Source organism: Streptomyces sp. NBC_00162, from assembly GCF_024611995.1.
Lineage (GTDB): Bacteria > Actinomycetota > Actinomycetes > Streptomycetales > Streptomycetaceae > Streptomyces.
Genome location: NZ_CP102509.1, coordinates 8,590,309 through 8,607,086, shown reverse-complemented (window position 1 = coordinate 8,607,086; position 16,778 = coordinate 8,590,309). Strand labels below are relative to the sequence as shown.

Here is a 16,778-nt window from a genome sequence, read left to right as displayed (position 1 = left end):
CGCGCGGTGGAGTTCGTGTTGATGGGATTTGGCTCCAGTGGAGGGCTGGTCGTGGGAGCATCGGGGTGCTAGCGAGCGTGAGGGGACTTCAGTGCCCGGCTCCAAGGTCGAGTTGTATGCCGCCATCCGTCGTGATGCGCGGGAGGCGGGTCTGTCCAGTCGTGCGCTGGCGTTGAAGTACTCGGTGGGCCGGCGCACAGTGGCTCTCGCGCTGGAGTCGGGAGCAATGCTCAAGACCTGTGGATCGGCTTCGGGCGGGGTGCCTCGTGGAACGCGGCGGGCGTACCTTCCCGAGTGATCGATTGATGGTCATCGAGTAGGCCCGCGCTGCGAACGCGGGTCGGGAAGGCACGCCCGTGCTCAGCGTAGTCAACGAAGACGGCACCACCGAGACCGGTTCCCTGATCGACGAGATCGTCCGGGAGGGCGCCCGGCGGATGCTGGCCGCGGCCCTGGAGGCGGAGGTGGACCAGTACATAGCCGAGCTCGCCGGTCAGCGCGACGAGGCCGGCCGCCGGCTGGTGGTCCGCAACGGGCGGCACCGTCCCAGAACGGTGACCACGGCCGCCGGGCCCGTCGAGGTCGCGGCCCCGCGGGTCAACGACAAGCGCGTCGACGAGGCATCCGGCGAACGGATGCGGTTCTCTTCGAAGATCCTGGCGCCGAGGTGCCGCAAATCCCCGAAGATCAGCGAGGTGCTGCCATTGCTCTATCTCCACGGCCTGTCCTCGGGCGACTTCGTGCCCGCGATGGAGCAGTTCCTGGGCTCCCCGGCCGGGCTGTCACCGGCCACGGTGACCCGGCTGACGAAGCAGTGGACCGTTGAGCATGCCGCGTTCCACGCCCGTGACCTGGCCGAATCCGACTACGTCTACGTCTGGGCCGACGGAGTCCACCCCAAGATCCGTCTCTCTCAGACACACTCATGCCTCCTGGTCCTGATGGGTGTCCGTGTCGACGGGACCAAGGAACTGATCGCGATCGCAGAGGGCCTGCGCGAGTCCACCGAGTCGTGGGCGGATCTGCTGCGGGACTGCCGCCGGCGCGGGATGCGCAACCCGATGCTCGTTGTCGGCGACGGAGCGATGGGATTGTGGAGGGCCCTAGCGGAGGTGTTCCCCGCCACCCGGCACCAGAGGTGCTGGGTTCACAAGACCCGGAACGTGATGAACGCGCTGCCGAAGTCCGCGCAGCCCGGCGCGAAGAAGGCCCTGCAGGAGATCTACTACGCCGAGGACCGTGCGCACGCCGAGAAGGCAGTCACCGCGTTCGAGAAGACATACGGCGCGAAGTGGCCCAAGGCGGCGAAGAAGATCACCGGCGAGGTCGACGAGCTGCTGGCGTTCTACGACTTCCCCGCCGAACACTGGATCCACCTGCGCACCACGAACCCGATCGAGTCGACCTTCTCCACGGTGAAACTCCGGACCAAGGTCACCCGCGGCGCCGGCAGCTCTGCCGCTGCCCTCGCGATGGTGTTCAAACTCGTCGAGTCCGCCCAGACCCGCTGGCGCGCGGTCACCGGCGCTCATCTGGTCGCGCTGGTCCGCGCTGGCGCCCGGTTTGAGAACGGCGTCCTGGTTGAACGCGAAAACAGTCCGCCGCCGCCTGAGGAACCCCACGACCGGCGGTCACTCAGGAATCAGGACGCCGCGGCCAGGAACCCCAGGGCCGCCGCGACGTTCGACGGCAGGTCGATCACACTGTCCAGCACCAACCGGTCATCCGACCACGGTACGAACTCCTCCCGTCGCCGCTCCACCGCCTCCCACGCCGGCTCATGGAAGCCCTCGATACCCCGGGACCGGCCCTCAAGCCGCCCGCGATGCACCGCCGCATCCGAACACACCACCTCGATGAACACCACCGGCACGTCATGACGAGCCGCCAGCAACCGCCACTGCTCCCGCGCCTCCTCCACCGCGTTGACCGCATCGATGATCACCGTCTGGCCCAGGGCCAGCACACCGTCGGCCACGGCCTCGGCCACGACATACGCCGCAAGGCCCGTGGGCTGCCCGCGAGCCACCCCCGCACGCCACATCGCCGCCTCGATCGGATCCACCGACACGACCGGAGCGGCCAACTCCCGCCCCAACGCCTCGGCGACCGAGCTCTTCCCCGCACCAGGCAGCCCCGCCATCACGATCAACATGACCACACCCTCGCATGCCCGACCGCCCCCACCGCCACCCCAGGACGGGGCAAGAACCCTCGACCCGCTCATCCAGCGGCCACGACCGCATCCACAGGATTTGACAATTACTCCCTTTGCCCCCAGGAGTGTCGTCGGCCGGGTGGAGAGGGGCATCGTGAGGATTCAGGAAGAGGTCGAAATCGTGGGACTGCGCGACACCCAGTAAGGCGACCCTGGGCAAGCCCCGCTGTCGGCCATGGCCTCCCGCACCGCGATGGCGCGGGCGGGTGGGATGCGGCCGTAACCGGGCAGCTGCTGAATCGTTTATCCACATCGTCGCGTCAGATGCACTACCGCTCCCCCTTGCGGTGCCGCGGCTGGCGGCCCCGGGACACCCCCTGTCCCGGGGCCTTGCTCTGGGACCGGGTGGGACGGCCGGGTGGCTCCCACCTGCCGACGCTCGGAGCCGGAAGGCAGGGCATCGCCACATAGTTGGAGTGCCGGGCGGGTGAAGCCGCTGCCCCGGGCGGCCGCGTGCGGGTGCCTGCCTGCGATCGGGGCCGCAGGATGAGCCGAAACAGCCACCCTGTCTGCAGGAGCTCTCTGCCATGCTCGAACGCAAGCTGCTCAAGGACCGTGCTCAGGTCACCTTCGTCCTGCCCGCCGACATCCCGCCCGGCCAGGTGAGCGTGGTCGGTGACTTCAACGAGTGGAAGCCCGGCGCCCATACCCTGGAGCCCCGCAATGACGGCACCCGAGCCGTCACCGTCGGCCTGCCGGGCAAGAGCGTGCACTCCTTCCGCTACCTGGCGGCGGGTGACTACTGGTTCGACGAGGATCACGCCGACGGACACGACGGCACCAACAGCCTCCTGCACACCTGATCCCACATTCCCGGGGGCGGATCCACCCCGAGCGGTCCGACCCCTCCCACACCTCACCGGCCAGGGCAGAAGAACATCCTCTGATGGCCACAGCACGTCAAGTGCATCGGCGCCCGGCAGACGGTCCTGGCGCCGCGAAGAAGATGATCGCGTGGTTGGAGCGCTGGCGCTCGCTGTTGCCGGGGTTCTCCATGGTTTCGCCGTGCGCGCCCGCGGCTGCTGGGACCATCCGGTGGGTAAGTGTGCGCCTTGAACCGTGGTGAGAGGTCTCGCCCGTGCCGGCACCGCAGGAGCAGACGATGGAACCGACGACACGATGCCGCCCTTCGGCGGACCTGCTCCCGTTGAAGGTCGTCTTCTGCGGCCTTTGCCGGGCCACTGCGGCCACTGGTGGAGCGCGGACTCTCAGCGCCGACGGGGAGTTCCTGTCGGTGACCTGGCACACCCCCGCCTGCCCGCACCACGCAGCCGATCTCATCCTTGCCGAGGACAACTGACGGCACTGTCTCCGTTCGAACCGCCGCGCCGTGAGTCGCCCCTCAAGGCGGCCGCGCTGGCTTCGGCCGGGAGTCTTGCACGGCCGCTGCCGTCGGAGCTCCGGATCGGACCGACTCACAGTGGGGAACCGAACCGGTTGCCCGCACAATCCGGTGGAGCGCTGCTGCTTCTCGTGACCGTCCTGATCTTCCGTGCCGGGGTTGCGTGTCAGGCGCGGTGGAACAGGTCGCCGGTGTTCATCCGGTGCAGGCCACCGGACGACAGGCCCGGACAGCGGGGTACTTCACGGCCTTCGCCGAGCCACTGCTCCTCGAGTGCGTCGTATATCGGCGTATCGGATACCTTCCTGGGCGCCCACTCCAGCGGGGGAAACCGGTCCAGTCTGGGGGTGAAACGGTTTGCTGCTCCATGTTGGCGTCCAACGAGGCTGCTCGGCGGATGTAGCGGCGCGTGACCGTTCCGTCATGTGCTCGCAGCGGTGCAGAACCCGCGGCCGGCAGCGATATCGACCCTGGGGCCGGGCGCGGTACTGCATCACACGCCAGAGGGGGCAGCCCTCGCATACCGGATTGTGGGCCCTCACTCACCCGGCGCAGTCGAGAGGATCGGCGTTCCGACACCGAAGTCCGCGAAGTGCCGATCATGCTGGGCGCGTTGCTCTAGCAGTCGGCGGAAGCCCGCCAGCGCGTACCGCTCCCCGGTAGCCGAACCCGGCCCGCGGATCCCGGCGATCTGGGCCATGAGCTGCTGGGGCTGAGGCTGCCAGCCGATGACCAGGACCCGCAGGCCAAGGCACTCCGCGCGCCGGTGCAGCTCCAGGACGTGGAGCAGACCGCCGGAGTCCATGGACACCACGCCGTGTAGATCGACCATGAGATCCCGCGCGTCGATGGCGACGCCGTCCAGCGCCTGCTGGAGCACCGTTCCCGCTTCCTCATCGAGTTCACCGCCGACACTGACCAGGACGGAGCTGCCGCAGTGCTGAACCTGAGTGGTGTTCATCCGCTCTCCTTCCCCCGGAGGCACACGAGGCCCGCGAGGCCCCCATCCTGACCCGGCGCTCACCGGCGCCAGTGCGAGGCGCGCTGAACCCCGGCCGCGGACTGCTGGCCGGATCGGGGGTGCACCGAAGTGCGGCTGAACCGTTGGCTGGACGGGCCGACCCCTTCCTCGGGTTGGTCGGGGACGACCAGTCCCACCCCCAGCGCGCTCGTCGTCCTCGTCGCCAACTACGCGGCGCTCCTCCGGGGGAAGTACGCGGTCAAGCGGCGGTGTACGGGCCGCGTTCGGGTGACGCCGGGCATGGAGGAGCGCTAGCCCGGGTACCTCGGCGGAGGCCATCACAGCGAATTGAACGGAGACGCGGGATGCAGGCAAGCGTGGGCGACCAGATTGTGGTGCACGGGCGGATCGTGGGACAGCACGATCGGACAGCGGAGGTCATCGAGGTACTGGGAGATGACGGCACCCCGCCTTACCGGGTCCGCTTCGACGACGGACATGAGACCGTCATGAGCCCCGGCCCGGACACCACGGTGCGCCACCGGCCAGAGGGCGCATGACCGCACTGGGATCCCGATGAGGCGGGCATCGGTGGTTGCCGCAGTGCCGGAGCATGCCGCCCCGTTGGATGGGCCCCGCTTCCTCGGGGTGGGTCAGCGGCGGGTGCGCCAGGTGCCGTAGAGGCCGGCGACGGCGCTGATGACGCCGGCGAACCCGGTGTCCCCGACGGCGAGGTAGATGCCAGCGCAGGTGGCGAGGAGGGCGATCAGCACGAAGCTGTCGTGGGTTCCGTGCCGGTTCGTTTCGGGGGTGCGGGCGGCTCCGGGTGGGTGGGGGCCGTGTCGGGTCGGGTGTCTGTGGTGTCGCGTCGGTGTCGGTCATGTCTCCAGGAGAGCGGCCGCGAGCGCGGGTTCCTAGTGATCCGCACGGGCCCGCATGGACCCGGACAACGCCCTGCATTGCGCAGGTGAATCCGGCCTGACCTCGAACGCCGTCGGGCGTTCAGCATCGTTCGACAGATTCCGTGTACGTACGGCGCCAAGACTCTCTAGCGTTGCTTTCCGGACAAGGGGGTGATCCGGTGACTCATGAAGATCCCGGGATCGAGCCGCACGATGCCGCCGCGATCGCTGCGTTCGAGGACGCGCTGCACGAGTTCACCGAGGAGCTGAACCGGCTTCACATCGCCAACGGCGCGCCAAGCTACTCGACCCTGGCCAGTGCCTCGGTGAGGCCGCGGCTGACCAAGGCCGGCCTCAACGAGTTGCTGGCCGGCAAGCGGTTCACCTCCCTGGAGGCCCTGCTCGAATTCGTCCGGGTCGCTACCACCCCCGTCATCTGGATCCGCCCGCCGCTGCCGGGTTCCGGGCCGACCCCGCACTCGTGGACGACTGGCGTGGCCGCTGGCAGGACGTGAAGCTGCTCCAGCGCCGGGCCCAGCCCGCGAGCAAGCGCTTGCGTGCCTCCGTGCGGCAGACCCTGGACGACGCCGCGCAGGAAGCCGAAGCCGTCCGCGGGGATGCCCGCGCCGAGGCCGTCCGTATCCGCGCGAGCGCGGAAGCCGAAGCCGCACAGCTGTGCGCCCGGGCCCGGCAGGACGCGGACGAACTCCTGCACCGCGCCGGCCAGACGGCCGCCCAAGCCCACGGGCCGCAACCACGAGAAGGGGAAAGTCTGCACACCCGGGCGTCCGCCGCCGGCGTCGGCGGCCGGTTGCGGCGGCAGGGAGGGACCTTGTGCTGCGGCCGGCGTTACGTCCGCTGGCCACGGCGACCGCGGTCGCCGGGCTGGCGCTGGCCGCGATGCTGGCGGGAGACTCCCTCACCGGGACCCCCGGCACCTGCCAGGCTGGTCAGACCCAGACCGCCGACCAGCTAATCCCCCGAGCCGACTTCCAGGGCCGCAAAACCGTGCAGCAGGCGGCATTCGCCCTCAAGCCAGGGGACATCATCTACAGCAAGCTCCCCGCCTTCAGTTTCCCGACCGCGCCCTCCTCCAGCGCTTCGGCGGACACCCCTCCAACACCGACACCGAGTACCGCACCGACACCGAGCCCTACCCCCACGCCCAGCACCTCACCGACGCCGACCCCGACACCCACCCCAAACAAACCCGACCCCTGCGCCCCGCCGGCTCGCGACCGGTAGCACGCTCGCATCGAGACGGAGAGACATCTCGGGCGGGGGCGTGGCCTGTAGTGGGGTGGCCCCCGCGGTGCGCGCAGCCGGTCCTTCGGCAGGGTCCGGCCTGAGTGTCACTGTGCACCCTGCCGACTCCGTCCGCCGGGCCTGCGGATGTTCGTGAGCCAGTGCCCGGCCGGGATGTCGAGGATCGCTGCGCCTCGCGGGGCGGCGAGGGTGCCGTGTAGTTCGTAGTAGGCTCGCGCGGCCGCGAGTTGGTCTGGAAGCTGGCGTTGGCGGTGTCCCGACTGAGGGGGCGCTAGGTGCCTTCGGGCGTGGTCGGATGCGCCCTCCCGTGCGCCTTGGGTAGGCGTATACCTTTCTCTTCCGCGTATGGGCAGCCGAGCCAAGGGGGTAGCGCGCGCATGTCCTCACCGCCGCCGGCCGGACATTCAGCGGGAAACCCCGGGGCGGGGAGAGCCCGTGCCACGCCACGGTCGCAGTCGCCGCAGGCAGTCCCGGCCACCCCACCGGCCGGCGGGCCGGCACCAGCTGTCGAGTCCACCGCGGCCGGCTTCACGCCAGGAGGGCCAACTGCGGCGGCCACGGGCACAGCCGAGCACGGTCCGGCGGCTGCTCAGCCACCCGCCGGGGTGTCGGCGCCGGGGCGGGACGAGGAACGCTTCCGCGATGCGCTGGGTGAGCAGTTCGCGCCCGGCACGGCGGCACTGCCCGCGGCCAAGCGGCGGAGGACACGCGCCGCCATCCTCACTGTCGCTTGTGTCACGGCAGTCTGCGGGGTGCTCCTCGGGATGTTCGGGGAGTACGTGTACGAGCTGGCCACCGCCGAGTCTCTTTTGAAGAACCAGCAGGACGTAGAGGACCAGCTCGATCAGGAGGAGCCTCCCTTCACAGCCGTCGTGAGCCCCGACCTATCGGCACTCGACGAGGACGCGTGGACGATGGTGCTCGACCGCACGCTGAACCCCGCTGAGGCGCAGGCTCTGCTGGCGTTGGATACGGAAACAGACCACCTCGGCCGTCGGGTGTGGGCTCTGCTGGGCCCGCTCGGCGGCCGGATCCTCGGTGGCTACCCGGGTTTGACGATGGCGGAGGGCTTTCCCCACGGACAAGCCACTTCCTTCACTCTCAACCTCTTCAGCCAGCGCAAGTCGCCCGTTTCCGTCACCGGGATGCAGGCTGTCGACGTGCACTGTGCGCCTTCGACCGCGCAGACAGTGGTGGAGAAGCCAACTGCCGGTGAGACCGGGTACTCCGGAATTCTGTTCGATCTTGATGGGAGGGACTCCGCGCCCGTCGTGCCCGTCATCACCGACGGAGGCCCTGACCAGGGACGCCCGTACTTCGAACACCGGAAGATCGACTTGGGCGGCGGCCTGGAACCCGGCGGACTGCGCGTGGCCGCCGCTGTCGCGAGCGGGGCCTGCGGCTGGGACATCGAAGCAACGTACACAGATGCCGACGGCAGACACACAGGTGTGGTGCTCCGTGATGGGACGAAGCAATTCCGGGCCGAGTCCGGGCCGGTCGCGCCCCGCCAGCGGTTCGTCTACAGCCTGGAGTCTCCCACTTCGATCCTTCTGCCCTGCCACGAGAAGCGCTATGCCTCGAACATCACCTGCCGTCCGTAGCCTGATATGTGACGGTTCAGGCACGCCCCTCCATGACGGAGTGGCACCCCGGAGGCGGATTCCGTTGCACGGAGTTGGTCCAGACACAGCACTAGCGGGCGGTGGGCCTGACCCGGTGCGATGTCGTCTCCAGGCTTCCACTTCGCCTCGGCGTGGGCAATCGGGCGCGGCCGGGCTGCGGGGGTGTCAAAGGAACACGACAGTGCCACGGCGAATCGGTCACCTGCCTTCAGTGATCGGCGTTACCTCGGTGTCACTGAAACGGCTCGGTAAAACTGCAGCTCACAAGGGGTATGAGGGGCAGTCAGGGGCCCACCTTGCGACGCCGCGTGTGGTTGTCCATCAGGCTGCATGGGCTGTTTCGTGACTCGGTTGCTTGATCTGTGCTGGTCACGGTTGGTGCGGGGGGTCTGTGAGGACAGGCTGGCGTGGTGAAGTTGGTGTCATCGGGCTGAGCTGCCCTGGACAGCAAGGTGCGGTGTAGCAACCGCCGCCGGTGCCTGCACCAGCTTCGGTGCCTTGGCGGGCCCTCGTTAGGGCCGGGGACCGGAACACAAGTTCATGAGCAAGGGGCCGGCGTGGTGGACGCCGGCCCCTTGGGGTGGCTTGCCGCGCTCCAACGCGGGGTTGCCGTGAAGGCCCTGATCACCTTGGTTGCACCCAGCTGGTAGGGGCTTCGTTGCGGGGGTTCTGGTGCACTTTGAAATGCACTTGGTAACCCCAGCAGTGCCACGATGCCGGAGGACTTATGCGCGTGCAATCGAGCTGTGTACCTGCGTGAGCCAAACGGCGTCCATTCGGGTGAATTGTGGCTTGGTTGGGCCTGGCGGAGGTGGCCTGGAGGCCGGTTGGCGCGCAGGACGGGGTTACGTCACGAAGCCCCATCTATTTGGGCGCCGCTGAGCCAATGTTCCGACCAATCGGGCAAACGGGTAGTTTATTCGACTCTCTGTGTTACCGCGATTACCGGCGGTGCTGAACACTTCTTCTTACCCGTGCATGTGCAGCTCCAACTGCCGTGATCCCGCGGGGTTGCACCCAGCAAGCGGGGGGCGCCGAGGCCTCGGTGTCGGCGCCCTTCGCGTAAGTCACGTAGGGGCTCTCATGCCGCAGACCGAGCACGTCGGCACCGCCGGCGTGCACCCCGCTGGCTCCGTTCCGGGCCGGCTCACCCTGGCGCACGCCTTCCTCCTGGGCCTCTTCCCTGCCCTGGGAAGCGTTCTCTACCTCGTCGGGCACGTCCCGGTCCTCGAGATCCTGCAACTCCTCGGCGGCTGCGGCCTGATCAGCGCCGGTGTCATCGTGGTGGTCACCGGTGGCCGCCGTATTGCAGAGTCCGCTAGCGTGGCCCTTGCTACAGGCCTGCTGCGCCTGGTCAAGCAGAGCTGAGGGGGCGGGAGATGGGACGTCATCCCAAGCCGATCAGCACTCCTCACCTCCGCCGCGGTCTGCTGGCCGCGGCGCTGCGCACGCTCCAGGCCGAGGCGGGCCTCACCTTCGATTCGATGGCTACCGGGCCCTCGGTGAGCGTCTCCTCGGCCGCGCTCAAGCGCGCGGCCTCGGGCGAGAAGGTCCCCAAGGCCAAGACCGTCAAGGATTTCGCCGCGGCCTGTGGGGCCGACCTGCTGATGACCGACCACCTTCTCAAGCTCCGGACGCAGGCCCGGATCGAGGAGCGGGGCGTCCTGGCCAAGCTCCGCGCGCCGAAGGTCGAGATGATCGCCGACCGGGCGGACCTGGGCGTGGCGCTGGTCCAGGTCTACGAGGCGGCCGGCGCGCCCACGCCGCGCGAGATCCAGGACGCCAGCGGCAACCCCCATGCGCTGCCGCTGAGCACTATCAGACGCTGTCAACGCTCTCTGAAAGCTGACCCCCGGCGAGTCTCTGAAAACTGACCCCCTGTTGTTGCTCGCCCAGTGCCCCGGCAGGCTGTCAGCCGTGGATGCCAGAATCAGCGACATGACTCTGTGCGACTACTTCTCCGCTGCTGACGACGAGGCTGCCATCGCGGTCCTGAAATCTCCGGGAGGACCGAGTCGAGCGGAGCTCGACGTGTTCCTCCTCAAGAACATCGACCCGGTCGTCGCGATTGCCCAGCTCGAAGCCATCATGACGGGCTGTAGCTATGAGGAGGCCAGCGAACGCCCACGGTCCGGGCAGCTGCTGTCATCGCCGGAGGACGGCCCGCCCTTTGTGGTCAGCTTGTCGGACACCCTGTTCGATGCCCTCGTCACGGCTGCGGAGGACGACCTCGTTCGATTTGCTGAGCCATGGTCGAAGACCGACGAACTCCGCCAGATTCGGATCAGCGTTGAGGTCGCGACGGATGTTCTGAACGGCCTGGTTGGACTGGCTCAGCGCGCTCAGGCCTCCGGTCAGCGGTTGTATTGCTGGTGGGCGCTGTGAATTACCGGCGTCCGGCGCCGTTTTCCTTGTTCAGCAGTTCGCGTCGTTGGCGGGTTCGGTAGGAGTCGCCGGTCAGCGTGAGGACCTCGGCATGATGGGCCAAGCGGTCGATCATCGCGGCGGCCACAACGTCATCCGAGAAGGTCTCTCCCCACCGCCCGAAGGGGAGATTCGAGGTGACCATCACAGAGCCCTGCTCGTAGCGAGATGCGATGAGCTGGAAGAACAGGTTCGCCGCGTCTTGGTCGAACGGGATGTAGCCCACCTCGTCGACAATGATCAACTTGTAGCGGCGGATCTTCTTCAGCTCGGCCTCCAGGCGGCCGGCCTGGTGGGCTGTCGCGAGGCGGGCGATCCAATTGCTGGCGGTGTCGAACAGGACCGAGTAGCCGGCCTGGGTGGCCTTGACCCCCAGGCCGATGGCCAGGTGCGTCTTCCCGATCCCAGGAGGGCCCAGCAGGATCACGTTCTCGGCCTTCGCGACGAACGTGCCGGTCGCAAGGTGGGCAAGGACGTCGCGCCGCAGCGAGGGCAGGTGGTCGAGGTTGAAGTCCTCCAGTGTTTTGACCTGCGGGAAGTGGGCGGTGCGGATCCGCATCATGGTGCCCTTGGACTCGCGGTCGGCGACCTGCCGCTGCAGCAGGGCGGCCAGATACTCCTCGTGGGACCAGTTCTGGTCGCGGGCCTGGTCAGCGAGCTCTTCCCAGGCCGCGCCGATCGTGGGCATCTTCAGCACCCGGGTCAGGTAAGCGAGCATGGACGGCATGCCGTCCTTCGGCCCGGTCACCGCGGTGGGCTGATCGGGCTTGATAGCCGTGGTCATGGGTCACTTCGCTTTCGTGGACGGCGGGTTGAAGTCGACGCCGAACAGGGCGTCGTAGTCCGGCAGGGCCCGCAGCGCGACGGTGTGGCCGTCGGCGTGTTGGCGGGTGGCTGCCTCGCGTCTTTCGCGGTCGAACGCCAGGGCCTGACGTAGTCGGGCGGCGGTTGCAACGTGGACTGGGTCGGTGACCACGGCCTGCTTGGCCCAGGACCTGGTGTGCCGGGCGACGAGCTGGCCCTCGCAGAGGACCCTGACCTCCTGTGGGGAGGCGGTGATGTCGACGAAGCGGCCGATGACCTGCGGGTCGACCGAGTAGTCGACGGTGTCGACGCGGACGTAGTAGTCCCGGCTCAGCCGGATGCGGTGGTTCAGCCCTATGGGCGGGGTGATCGGTGGTAGCGGGAGCATCGACAGGTAGTCGGTCTCCAGCCGGTCGACCGGGCGGCCCTGGATCGAGCGGACCGTCCGCGCGTTGGCCCTGATCAGCCAGTCGCCCAGCTGGTGATTGAAGTCGGCCTGGGAGGCGAACTGCCGGCCGGGGAGGAACGAGGTCTCCAGGTACTGGTTGTTGCGTTCAACGATTCCCTTGTATTCCGGGTCGCGGGGCGGCGCCAGCTTGATCTTGGTGGCAAGCGTTCCGGCGAATGCCGCCGCGGGAGCGGTCACCCGCCCGGTCCCGCCGATCGCGGACTCGCGGTCCCAGACGAGTGTCTTCGTGACCCTGCCGATGCCGCTGATCAGGGACCACATGCCCGAGAGGATGTCGCCGGCCTGGCGGGTCGGAATCATCGTCGCGGTCATGAAGCGGGAGAACCCGAGCGACATCACCAGCACGGGTAGGACCCGTTCCTGTCCGGCAGCGACTCGCACCTTCGTCTCGGGGAACCACAGATCGCACTGGGCGATCTCGCCGGGCTCGTAGGTCACGCGGTCGACCGGGTCGATGCCGACGTACTCCGGCCGGATCACCGCCAGCCGCTTCCGCAGCGGCGGCAACGAGTACGGCCAGCCGATCCGCTCGGCGATGACCGGTGCCGGCATCCGGGGCCACTCGTTCAGCAGGACGCGGATCTGCGGTTCGAACGGGTCGACGACCGATCCCCGAGGTGTCCGCTGGTACTTAGGCGGTCGCTCCGAGGACAACGCGGCCCGCACCGTGTTGCGGGCCACCCCCAGTCGCCGCGAGATCTCCTTGATGGGCACACCTTCCGCTCGATGCAGCCGGCGTATCTCTGCCCAGTCCTCCACGTTCAGCACCCTCCAAGAGTCCGGAAGGGGTCAAGATTCGGAGACTGCCAGGGGGTCAGTTTTCACGAAGCAGCGACACAGTGCTGGACTCCGAGTGGGTTTGCAGCGAGACGCCGATGCGTGTCATGTGTGAGGCGGGGCATGTGTCAGCCCTCCGGCCCAGCAGCGTTCTTCGGGGAGCTGGGATCTGCCGGGTGTGTGATGTTGGCCCAGCTCCCCGCGGAAGCATGACGGGCGGCCAGACGGCTGTCTGACGACCGGGTCCCCCACCGGGTGCTGAGCCTTCTTTGGCACCCGCGCCTCAAGGACGGGCCGCTCTCCGAGGGCTCCGCCACCCCCTGACGTCACCGCAACCAGGTCCAAAGTCCATCGGCAGTGGCCGGCTCCCCGAACAGGCAGCGCGGCGCGGGCGGCGCTATTCGCCGCCCGCGCCAACCAGGGAGAGCGGTCAGCGTCTGTCGCCGACCAAGGCGTCCGCGTCATGCCGTACGCCCGCACCGCCCCGTCCGGTACGCGCTCCCGGGGCAGGGGCCGCGGACATGACGGAGCTGTGCCGCGCCGCGCACGGCGTCACCAGCCCTGCCGTGGCCGCGCTCTGCCACCAGACCTACTGAGTCACATCGGCCGTTATGGCCATGTCGATTCCTACCTGGCCAGGCGGAGCGTCGGAGACGACCGTCGCACGTGAGTACTTCTACGGATAGCCTGCCGCCACCGCGATCAGCAGGATGGTTCCGTGACTGATAACGAGGGTTGTCCCGAGGTTCCTGTGCGACCCGCCCGCGACCATCGGGCCCTAGAAAAAGTGATGAAGGCGGTCCTCATCGTGGCGGCCGTAGCCGGTGCGCTCCTGCTGCTCTACATGGCCTTCTTCATTGGCATCTTCGCCATGGCCAGTTGACCGTGGCACCACTTGTTCCGTACCCGTCCTGGCGGCCACCCCCCGATGGGCCCTGACGAATCAGCGCGCCGTTGCACCATCGCCTGGGCGGGAAGGCGGGTCGGCAGTTGCGCGAGCGCGCTCGCGGCATTGACCGCAGGGTGGTGGTGCTGGCGCAGCTGCCGCACAGCGCGGGCGTGCAGCGGCGGTTCGCTCTCAACACTCTGGCCGGTTCTGCACTGCCCGACGGCAGTCAGGCACGACCCCGCAGCACGCAGCGGAGCATGCGAGCAGATCCCGACGCACCAGGCGGGACGGGCATGACATTCACTCGCATGGGTGAATCGGGGGGCTGTGGAGGGAGAAGTGTGCCTTGGGGTTCGTCTGGGGGGCGAGGACGCGTTCACGCCGACCGTGTCCCACCCGGATAGATGGAGAACCACTGAACATGACGGCGTCCTTGGATTGGATCGGGCATGTCCCGGCCGCCGTAAGCGCGGCACACGCGCTGGTCGTCCTGGTGCAGCTGTGCCAGCAACGCTTCATCAGCCGCAAGACCGCACGGCCCCGCGCACCGAGGAGTCCGCGGAACGAGGAAGGCGGGTGCGTGTGCACCACTGACGTCGTCCTCGTGCGGGTGGACGTCACCGCGCAGGGCGTTGTGGGGGTGCGGGTCGCGGTGGGTGCCGCGGCTGGCGCCCGCCCGGCGGCCGGCGGGGAGCGGGGCCCGTGGTAGGCGAGGGAGCGGAAGAGGAGTTCGCGCCGGATGCGGATGTGGCGCAGCGGTTGTTGAAGGCGTATCCGCTGTTTGTGAGGACGGAGCCGTCAGCGCTGCGGCGTTCTTACCGGTCGTGGTCGCTGGCGGCGTGTCAGGACGTGGTGCAGGAGGCGTACCTGAAGGTGGGGTTGAAGGCCGCTTGCGGTGAGCTCGATCCGGATACGGATGTGATGGCGTACCTGCGGCGAGCCGTGCACAACCTCGCCGTCGACGAGTACCGCAGGCAGCAGCGTTCGGGCGAGCGGCTGACGCGGATGGGCGGAGACGGCCTCGAGGCCTTCCCCCAGGAGCAGGAGCCCGTCGATGAGGGCGGCGCCGGCAGCGGGAGCTGATGAGGCGGGAGATCGAGCGGATGCCGGAGGGCCAGCGCCAGCAGGTGGTGGCCCTGCAGAGCCGGGGGCTCACAGATGTGGAGATCGCGGCCGCGCTCGGCATACCTGCGCGACGTCTGCACAATCTGCGGAATAAAGCGGTCGAGTACCTAAGGCGCAAGCTCACTGGGCATATTCGGGATGGGCATAGGAAGAAGAAGAGCAACGGAAGGAAGGACAGGTGACGGATGTGAGCAGGTACGACGACCACCGCGGCGGGGCGGGCCGCCCAGATCCGCAGGTCCCGGCCGGGCTCGCGCAACTGCTGGCCCAGCTCGCCGGGCCGCATGATTTCTGGGACCGGCCCGGCGGCTACTTCGGGCCCCTGACCGACACCTACGGCCTGTCCGCCGAGGAACGGTCTCACGCCAACTCCCTGTACCGGCTCGGTACGAAGGCCCTGACGCGCGGTGAGCTGCTGCGGGCGGAGCAGTGGCTGGGCAAGGCGAGCGAGGCCGGGCATCCCGGCGCCCTGTTTAGGCTGGCCGCCCTCGCCGGACGGGTCGGGCGGGCTGGCGGCGACCGGCGGGAAGACGTGAAGTTCCTGGTCGCGGAAGCGGCCCGGCACGGACACAGCGACGCCCGCCGGCTGCTCGCCGCGACCGCTCACCGCCGCCCCTCCCCCACCGCCCCCATCGCGCCGGTCGAGGACCCGCAGTTCTTCGACGAGATCCGCAACCGGCTCGGCGTCAGCGAGGAGATGCTCACCCCCGACCCCTCCCACCCGGCCGGGACGACAACCGCGGCACCGGACTCGCAGACCGGACCGGCGGACCGGCGGGGCGGGCCGCATCTCGTGCTCGTGCCCCCACCTGCCTTCCCCACCCCCGACCATCCGGCTGGCGACACCCGGCCCGAACCCGAACTTGGTGACGGACGGCCGCACCTGACAGCGGTGGACGGGAAGCAGAGCGGCGCGCTGATCCTGCCCCTGCCCGACCCTTCAGCCCACCTGGCGGCCGCGGCGGCCCAGGCAGCGGCCGCCGCCCGCCCCGATGTTGTGCAGGGCTGGAACCTGGGCAAGGAGCCGTGGTGGTCGGCTAACTCCCTGCGACCGGCAGTCCTGACCGACATGGCCCGCTCCCGCATCCTGCCCGCACAGCCACCCCAGCAGCAGGCAGCCGCGGTCCGGGCCCGTGACCTGCTCCACCACATCCAAAGCTCCGGGGGGATCACCACCCGCGACCTCGCCCGGCGCACCGGCATGTCCGTGACCTCGACAGCGTGGCTGCTGCACTGGCTGCGCGCGCAGTACCTCGTCGAAACCATCGCCGGCGCGCATCTGCCCGGACCCGTCATGGAAATGGCCGGCCGCCCCGAGCAGCACGAACTGCTGATGCAGCAGACCCTCGACGGGCTGCGCGACCACCTCGGCGCTGCCGTCTACCTCAGCACCTACACCAGCGGAGAGATCAACATTCTCCAGTCGTCCCACAGCGAGAGCGCACCACCGGTCCGTGTCGGGGCCGCGTTCACCGACACCGCCCACGCCAGCGCCGTGGGCAAAGCACTCCTCGCCGACCTCGACTTCGAAGCCCGCATGGAACACCTGACCCGCTACGAGCCCATCCCCCTCACGGGGCGCACGATCACCGACCCCCGGACCCTCTTCGACAACCTCGACAGCCACGGCCCGAACGCAGCCCAGTTCGACCTCCTCGAGTACTCCGACCGCAACGTGTGCGCCGCGTTCTCCCTCACCCTGCCCGGCAGCGACGCCACCTGCGTCGCCCTGGCCCTGCCCACCGGCCAGCACCGGCGCCTGCGCCGCACCGCGAAGGCCCTCAGTGAAGCCTCCGCCGGCCTCCTCCTCGCCCGCCTCCTCACCACCACAGCCACCCCCACCACAGACACCCCGACCACTCCCGACTCATGGCCCGCAGAGACCGCCCGACCACCCCGCGCCATCGCCCTCCCCTGACCGACAAGCCAGAGGCAGGTCAAAAGACACCCGTATGCCGCCTGGGCAGCAGGGACCG

At 68.8% G+C, this 16,778-nt stretch carries 17 protein-coding genes and 1 pseudogene; 14 read left to right on the top strand and 4 right to left on the bottom strand.

All coding sequences use genetic code 11. The annotated features are described in order from the left end of the window. Window positions 1-356 precede the first annotated feature (356 nt). Window positions 357-1,607: pseudogene (locus JIW86_RS39965) on the top strand (IS256 family transposase); the annotation flags it as partial. Between the two features lie 35 nt (window positions 1,608-1,642). Here JIW86_RS39965 and JIW86_RS39960 read toward each other — a convergent pair. Then, window positions 1,643-2,143, bottom strand: coding sequence for an AAA family ATPase (locus tag JIW86_RS39960; protein ID WP_257559623.1), 501 nt, complete (start codon window positions 2,141-2,143; stop codon window positions 1,643-1,645). Between the two features lie 602 nt (window positions 2,144-2,745). Between JIW86_RS39960 and JIW86_RS39955 the strand changes: the two genes are divergently transcribed. Both JIW86_RS39955 and JIW86_RS39950 read left to right on the top strand, forming a co-directional pair. After that, window positions 2,746-3,021, top strand: a complete 276-nt coding sequence (locus JIW86_RS39955) for an isoamylase early set domain-containing protein (RefSeq protein WP_257559161.1) — start codon at window positions 2,746-2,748, stop codon at window positions 3,019-3,021. Window positions 3,022-3,320: 299 nt separating this feature from the next. Then, the gene (locus tag JIW86_RS39950) at window positions 3,321-3,518 is read left to right on the top strand and encodes a hypothetical protein (protein WP_257559160.1); all 198 of its coding nucleotides are present in this window, start codon (window positions 3,321-3,323) and stop codon (window positions 3,516-3,518) included. Window positions 3,519-4,098: 580 nt separating this feature from the next. Here JIW86_RS39950 and JIW86_RS39945 read toward each other — a convergent pair. Next, window positions 4,099-4,521 (bottom strand): STAS domain-containing protein, encoded by a 423-nt coding sequence (locus JIW86_RS39945; RefSeq protein WP_257559159.1) that lies wholly within the window; start codon window positions 4,519-4,521, stop codon window positions 4,099-4,101. A gap of 129 nt (window positions 4,522-4,650) precedes the next feature. On the opposite strand from JIW86_RS39945, the gene JIW86_RS39940 reads away from it, so the two are divergent. The 7 genes from JIW86_RS39940 to JIW86_RS39905 all read left to right on the top strand — a co-directional run bounded on the left by JIW86_RS39940 (window position 4,651) and on the right by JIW86_RS39905 (window position 10,699). Then, window positions 4,651-4,836: a hypothetical protein gene (locus JIW86_RS39940; protein ID WP_257559158.1), complete on the top strand. Its 186-nt coding sequence runs from the start codon at window positions 4,651-4,653 to the stop codon at window positions 4,834-4,836. 50 nt (window positions 4,837-4,886) lie between these two features. Continuing rightward, window positions 4,887-5,081, top strand: a complete 195-nt coding sequence (locus tag JIW86_RS39935; protein WP_257559157.1) for a DUF1918 domain-containing protein — start codon at window positions 4,887-4,889, stop codon at window positions 5,079-5,081. 521 nt (window positions 5,082-5,602) lie between these two features. Continuing rightward, window positions 5,603-5,938 carry a hypothetical protein gene (locus tag JIW86_RS39930; protein ID WP_257559156.1) on the top strand — a complete coding sequence of 112 codons (336 nt, stop codon included), beginning with the start codon at window positions 5,603-5,605 and terminating at the stop codon, window positions 5,936-5,938. Window positions 5,939-7,441: 1,503 nt separating this feature from the next. Continuing rightward, a complete protein-coding gene (locus JIW86_RS39920) occupies window positions 7,442-8,293 on the top strand; it encodes a hypothetical protein (RefSeq protein ID WP_257559155.1) in 852 nt (283 codons plus the stop codon). A 1,104-nt stretch (window positions 8,294-9,397) separates the two neighbouring features. Continuing rightward, entirely contained in the window at window positions 9,398-9,682 is a 285-nt protein-coding gene (locus JIW86_RS39915; protein WP_257559154.1) for a hypothetical protein, read from the top strand. An 11-nt stretch (window positions 9,683-9,693) separates the two neighbouring features. Further along, window positions 9,694-10,188 (top strand): helix-turn-helix domain-containing protein, encoded by a 495-nt coding sequence (locus tag JIW86_RS39910; protein WP_257559153.1) that lies wholly within the window; start codon window positions 9,694-9,696, stop codon window positions 10,186-10,188. Between the two features lie 43 nt (window positions 10,189-10,231). Further along, entirely contained in the window at window positions 10,232-10,699 is a 468-nt protein-coding gene (locus JIW86_RS39905; RefSeq protein WP_257559152.1) for a hypothetical protein, read from the top strand. A gap of 1 nt (window position 10,700) precedes the next feature. Here the strand turns inward: JIW86_RS39905 and istB are convergent, their stop codons facing one another. Further along, window positions 10,701-11,522: an IS21-like element helper ATPase IstB gene (gene istB, locus JIW86_RS39900; RefSeq protein ID WP_257559151.1), complete on the bottom strand. Its 822-nt coding sequence runs from the start codon at window positions 11,520-11,522 to the stop codon at window positions 10,701-10,703. A gap of 3 nt (window positions 11,523-11,525) precedes the next feature. Next, complete coding sequence (gene istA / locus JIW86_RS39895) at window positions 11,526-12,779, bottom strand: IS21 family transposase (protein ID WP_257559150.1); 1,254 nt, start codon at window positions 12,777-12,779, stop codon at window positions 11,526-11,528. Between the two features lie 727 nt (window positions 12,780-13,506). On the opposite strand from istA, the gene JIW86_RS39890 reads away from it, so the two are divergent. The 4 genes from JIW86_RS39890 to JIW86_RS39875 all read left to right on the top strand — a co-directional run bounded on the left by JIW86_RS39890 (window position 13,507) and on the right by JIW86_RS39875 (window position 16,720). After that, the gene (locus JIW86_RS39890; RefSeq protein ID WP_257559149.1) at window positions 13,507-13,671 is read left to right on the top strand and encodes a hypothetical protein; all 165 of its coding nucleotides are present in this window, start codon (window positions 13,507-13,509) and stop codon (window positions 13,669-13,671) included. Window positions 13,672-14,257: 586 nt separating this feature from the next. Beyond that, window positions 14,258-14,386: a hypothetical protein gene (locus tag JIW86_RS39885; protein WP_257559148.1), complete on the top strand. Its 129-nt coding sequence runs from the start codon at window positions 14,258-14,260 to the stop codon at window positions 14,384-14,386. Beyond that, a complete protein-coding gene (locus JIW86_RS39880) occupies window positions 14,380-14,760 on the top strand; it encodes an RNA polymerase sigma factor (RefSeq protein WP_257559147.1) in 381 nt (126 codons plus the stop codon). Before JIW86_RS39885 ends, JIW86_RS39880 begins: the two co-directional genes overlap by 7 nt. A 220-nt stretch (window positions 14,761-14,980) precedes the next feature. Then, on the top strand, window positions 14,981-16,720 hold the full coding sequence (locus tag JIW86_RS39875) for an IclR family transcriptional regulator domain-containing protein (RefSeq protein ID WP_257559146.1): 1,740 nt from the start codon (window positions 14,981-14,983) through the stop codon (window positions 16,718-16,720). Window positions 16,721-16,778: the final 58 nt, after the last annotated feature.

Excerpts from the sequence above, each read along its gene's own strand:
- JIW86_RS39960 (WP_257559623.1), bottom strand. The coding sequence starts at position 2,143 with ATGGCGGGGCTGCCTGGTGCGGGGAAGAGCTCGGTCGCCGAGGCGTTG.
- JIW86_RS39935 (WP_257559157.1), top strand. The coding sequence starts at position 4,887 with ATGCAGGCAAGCGTGGGCGACCAGATTGTGGTGCACGGGCGGATCGTG.
- JIW86_RS39950 (WP_257559160.1), top strand. The coding sequence starts at position 3,321 with ATGGAACCGACGACACGATGCCGCCCTTCGGCGGACCTGCTCCCGTTG.
- JIW86_RS39910 (WP_257559153.1), top strand. The coding sequence starts at position 9,694 with ATGGGACGTCATCCCAAGCCGATCAGCACTCCTCACCTCCGCCGCGGT.
- JIW86_RS39945 (WP_257559159.1), bottom strand. The coding sequence starts at position 4,521 with ATGAACACCACTCAGGTTCAGCACTGCGGCAGCTCCGTCCTGGTCAGT.
- istB (WP_257559151.1), bottom strand. The coding sequence starts at position 11,522 with ATGACCACGGCTATCAAGCCCGATCAGCCCACCGCGGTGACCGGGCCG.
- JIW86_RS39915 (WP_257559154.1), top strand. The coding sequence starts at position 9,398 with ATGCCGCAGACCGAGCACGTCGGCACCGCCGGCGTGCACCCCGCTGGC.
- JIW86_RS39955 (WP_257559161.1), top strand. The coding sequence starts at position 2,746 with ATGCTCGAACGCAAGCTGCTCAAGGACCGTGCTCAGGTCACCTTCGTC.